Annotated in this window: 4 protein-coding genes; all 4 read right to left on the bottom strand. The window is 76.1% G+C overall.

What is annotated here, in order from left to right:
- Positions 1–1,482: protein kinase domain-containing protein (locus ACSNOD_RS28460; RefSeq protein ID WP_436769944.1), on the bottom strand; the 1,482-nt coding region annotated here is incomplete at its 3' end.
- Positions 1,464–2,378: an oxygenase MpaB family protein gene (locus ACSNOD_RS28455; RefSeq protein WP_436769946.1), complete on the bottom strand. Its 915-nt coding sequence runs from the start codon at positions 2,376–2,378 to the stop codon at positions 1,464–1,466. The genes ACSNOD_RS28455 and ACSNOD_RS28460, both read right to left, overlap by 19 nt.
- Before the next feature lie 152 nt (positions 2,379–2,530).
- A complete protein-coding gene (locus tag ACSNOD_RS28450; protein WP_436769945.1) occupies positions 2,531–3,709 on the bottom strand; it encodes an acyl-CoA dehydrogenase family protein in 1,179 nt (392 codons plus the stop codon).
- 135 nt (positions 3,710–3,844) lie between these two features.
- Positions 3,845–4,824 (bottom strand): hypothetical protein (locus ACSNOD_RS28445; RefSeq protein WP_436769943.1); only part of this gene is annotated, 980 nt, incomplete at its 5' end.

Raw genomic sequence — 4,824 nt, 5'->3', positions numbered from 1 at the left:
CACCCGGATGCCGTCGCCGGTACGGGTGCCCGGCCGGCCGGTCCAGTGCTCGGTGAGGCCGGTGGTGCGGTCGGGCGGGGCGGGGCGGCGGGCGCCGGTGCCGAACGCCTTGGAGCCGGAGGTGAGGGCGCGGGCCCAGGCCGGCAGCCGCGACGGCGGCGCGGAAGGGCGGCCGGCGGACGGAGCGGGAGACGGGGCCGGGCCGACCGGTGCGGCGGCCGTCAGGGGCGCGCCGCGCAGAACCGGTGGGCGCCGCTCCGCGGGGGCCGAGGGGGGCTTCTCCGCGGGCCGGTCGTCGACGGACCGCGCATCGGCGGCCGGGGCCCGGCCGGCCAGGGTCGGCGGTCGCGAGAGCACCGGCGCCGGCGGCGGCGCGCCCGGCTCGGGGGCCTGCTCGGGGGCCTGCCGGGAGTCCTGCCCGGAGTCCCGCTCGGAGTCCCGCGCCGGCACCGCCCCGGCCGGCGGCGCTCCCCCGTCCTCCGATGCTCCCCTGGGCGGCGCGGCCCCCGGTGAGGCGTACGACGAGGCGTACCGCGAGTCGTACGGCGACCCGGCCCGGGGCGGTACGAGGTGTGCCGACAGCGGTGACACGGCCTCGGGCGGCGTCTCCCGGGAGATCGGCAGGGCCACCGGCGCGCGGGCGACCGCGATCCGCCCGCCCAGCTCGGCCGCGTCCCGGGGCCGCTTCGCCGGGTCCTTGGCGAGCAGGTCGAGAACGATCCGCTCGAACTGCTCGGGGAGGTCGGGCCGCTGCCGGCGCGGTGGCTCGGGGGCGGTGTCGCGGTGCCCGACGAGCACGGCCCAGGCGTCCTCCAGGTCGAACGGCGGCGCGCCGGTCGCGAGTTCGTAGAGCACGCAGCCCAGCGAGTACAGATCGCTGCGGTGGTCCACCGGGCTGCCCGCGATCTGCTCCGGCGACATGTAGTGCGGGGTGCCCATGGCGATGCCGGTGCCGGTGAGCCGGGCGGTGAAGCCGATGTCGTGGCCGAGCCGGGCGATGCCGAAGTCGCAGATCTTGACCGTGCCGTCGACCAGACGCATCACATTGGCGGGCTTGAGGTCGCGGTGCACGATCCCCTGCCGGTGGGTGTAGTCCAGGGCGGCGGAGACCTGGGCGGCGATGTCGACGATCTCGGGGACGGGCAGCGGGTGCTGCCGGTTGTCCTCCAGCAGTTGGCTGAGGTTGCGCCCGTCCAGCAGCTCCATCACCAGATAGAGCACCCCGTCGTACTCGCCGAAGTCGTGGACGACGGTGATCCCCGGGTGCTGGAGGGCGGCCGCGACCCGGGCCTCCCTGCGGAAGCGCTCGCGCAGCACCCGGGTGAAGGAGCCGTCGTGCTGGGCGCCCATGGGTTTGAGGCACTTCACCGCCACCCCCCGGCCCAGGGACTCGTCCCGCGCCCGCCACACCTCGCCCATGCCCCCGCGCCCGATCAGGTCGAGCAGCCGGTACCGGCCGTGGATCAGCCTGGTCTCCCCCATCGCGTGCCGTCGCCCCCGTCGTCTCGCCCCGCCCTCCCCGGCTCGTCCAGTATGGCCAGTCCGGCGGCCGGGCCGGGGAGTTTGTCGGGGGAAGGGCGCGCGCCCGGGCCGAGGCGTTCGAGGGCCCGCCGGAGGTGCCCCGGGGGCATTTTCCACCGCAGATCGGGCGGAACGGCCCGCAGAAGTCGCCCCATGGCCCGGAGCCGGCGGGTGACGGCCCGCGGATCGGGAGCCGGGCGGCCGTAGAGCGCCTGGGCGTGCGGGGGCAGAGCCGCACGGGCGAGTGAGGCCACACGCCCCCAGATCGCCTCACGCGCCGGAACGAGCGGAAGGGGTACGGGCGGTCGCAGCAGAAAGGCGGCGATCTCCCGCGCCTCCGGGGTGGCGGCGAGCCGGGGCCGCGTCGCGGCCAGGTAGGCGGCGAGGCCGGCGGTGTCGCCGGGCACCGCGGCCGGGTCCAGCCCTACCAGGCGGACGGCGCGCCGCCGTTCGGCGAGATAGCGGTCCGCCTGGGCGTCGGTGAGCGGGAAGCCGGAGCGGCGCACCACATGGAGGAAGGAGTCGGCCTCGGCGCAGTGCACCCAGCACAGCAGCTCCGGCTCGTCGACGGCGTAGCGCTCGCCCGTGGCCGGGTCGACGGCGGACAGCCTGCGGTGGATGCCGCGCACCCGGGCACCGGCCCGCTCCGCCGCGGCGGTGGTGCCGTAGGTGAGGGTGCCGACGAAGTCGACGGTGCGCAGCAGCCGGCCCCAGGCGTCGCGCCGGAAGTCGCTGTTCTGGGCGACGCCCCGTACGGCGCGGGGGTGCAGCGCCTGGAGGAAGAGCGCGCGGATGCCGGCGACCCACATCATGGGGTCGGCGTGGAGCTGCCAGGTGACGGAGGCGGGGCCGAACAGCCCGGGGTCGCCGTCGTGCCGGGCCGCGTCGAGGTGGGCCGCGTCGCCGTACGGCCGGGCGTCGCCGCGCCGGGCGTCATCGCGCCGGGCACCGTCGCCGTACGGGCGGGCCTCGCCCTGCCGGGTTTCGCCGCGCCGGGGCGCTCGCGAGGTCACCGCCGCACCCGGGGCATGCCCAGCCCGATCCAGGAGATGATCTCCCGCTGGATCTCGTTGTTGCCGCCGCCGAAGGTGAAGATGACGGCGGTCCGGTAGCCGCGTTCCAGCTCGCCCCGGAGCACCGCGCCGGCGGAGCCCTCCTTGAGCGGCCCGGCCGCGCCGACCACCTCCATCAGCCAGGCGTAGGCGTCGCGCCGGGCCTCACTGCCGTAGACCTTCACCGCGGAGGCGTCCTGCGGGGTGAGCGCGGAGCGCTGGAGGGCGTCCACCATGCGCCAGTTGAGCAGCTTCATGGCGTCGAGCCGGGCGTGGGTGCGGGCGAGCAGGCTCCGCACCCAGGCGAGGTCGATGACCCGCCGCCCGTCGGCGAGCTTGGTGTCGGCCGCCCAGCGCCGCACGTCGTGCAGCGCGCGGATCGCGGTCGTGCCGTGCGCCGCCAGGATGACCCGCTCGTGGTTGAGCTGGGTCGTGATGAGCTTCCAGCCCTCGTTCTCCCGGCCGACGAGATGGCCGCGCGGCACCCGTACGCCGTCGTAGTGGCTCGCCGTGGTGTCGTGCGTGGCGATGGTGTTGATGAGGGTGCAGGAGTACCCCGGCGCGTCGGTCGGCACCAGCAGGATGGAGATGCCCTTGTGCGGCGGCGCGTCCGGGTCCGTGCGGGCGGCGAGCCAGACCCACTCCGCGGTGTCCCCGTTGGTGGTCCAGATCTTCTGGCCGTCGATGACGTAGTCGTCCCCGTCGCGCACGGCCCGGGTGCGGAGGGCGGCGAGGTCGGTGCCGGCGTCCGGTTCGCTGTAGCCGATGGCGAAGTCGATCTCGCCGGAGAGGATCTTCGGCAGGTAGTGCGCCTTCTGGGCGTCGGTGCCGTAGCGCATCAGGGTGGGGCCGACGGTGCCCAGCGCCATGAGGGGCAGCGGGACACCGGCGGCGGCCGCCTCGTCGAAGAAGACGAACTGTTCCGCCGGGGTGAGCCCGCGGCCCCCGTACTCCGTCGGCCAGCCGACGCCGAGCCAGCCGTCGGTGCCCAGTCGGCGGATGGTCTCGCGGTAGAACCGCTTCTGGGCGGCGATGTCGGTGTGGTGGGGCCGGGCGCTCTCCGGAGCCAGCTCGGCGAAGTAGGCACGCAGCTCGGAGCGCAGCCGGCGCTGCGCGGGGGTGTGGTCGAGGTGCACGGCGCCTCCTGGGGTCACGGTCCCGGGTCTCTCCGGCGGCGCACACAGTAGAACGTGTTCCATCCATGGGGAAGGGTGGCGATCGTTCCCCGGCCGCCCGGTCGCCCGGGTCGCTCGGCCGTCCGGTCAAGGGCCTCACAGCTGCCCGGCGCCGCACAACTGGCGTGCCACATGGCGCGCCTGGCGGGTGACGTTGCGCAGATGGTTGGAGAACGGCACCCGCGGGTGCGTGCCCACGCCCACCACCCAGATCCGCTCGGGGGCCGCCGTCGCCTCCCCTCGTACGCGCAGATCGGGGCCGAGCCCGGCGAGGGGGCGGGCGCCCGGCGGGGGGTCCAGCAGCCGTACGCCGCCGCGCCTCGCCTCGGGGAAGTCCTCGGGGACTTCCCTGGGGACCTCGGGGAAGATCTCGGGGAGGTGGAAACCGGTCGCGTTCACCACGTGGTCGAAGCGGTCCGCCGTGCCGTCCTGCCAGGTCACCCGCCAGCCGGCGGGCAGCGCCTCGATCCGGGCGGGGTAGCCGCGCAGCCGCAGCGCGCCGGCGTCGAAGTGGGCCAGCAGCCGGCGGGCGTTGACGACCGTCATGGCGGTGGCGTAGCGCCCGACGAACCACTGGTGGCGGGCGAGCAGGGCGCCGCGCTCCGCGGGGGTGAGGGCGGGCCCGAGCTCGATGAGCGCCTCCATGAGGCCCAGCACCACCCCCGGCCACGCGCACGCGCCCTCCTCGACCAGGCGGATCTCCTCCCGGAGCCGCTCGGCGGGGTCGGTGCCGTGCGCGACCTGCCGGCGCAGCGGGCGCGGGTCGAGCAGCCGGACGGCCTCGACGACCCGCCGGGTGAGCCGCAGATCGAGCAGCGGATCGGCCGGGTCGAGCCCCGCGATCCGCTCCAGGGGCGGCAGTGGCCGGGTGGGGAGGGCCAGGGAGGTGCGGACGGCGGGCAGCCGGCCCGAGGGGGACGTCATGGTGGTGCGGTGCCCGTCACGGCACAGCAGCAGCGCCGCGTCGACGGCGGACTGATGGCTGCCGACCACCAGGACGCGGCGAGCGGGTCGGGGCGGCTCGCCCACGCGGGCGCGCAGGCGGGCGGTGGGATAGGGGCTGTCGAGGTAGCGGG

Origin of the sequence: Streptomyces sp. URMC 123, assembly GCF_051386515.1 — a bacterium.
Lineage (GTDB): Bacteria > Actinomycetota > Actinomycetes > Streptomycetales > Streptomycetaceae > Streptomyces.
Note: the sequence above shows the minus strand (reverse complement) of the source record. Positions and strands in the feature narration are given on the sequence as shown.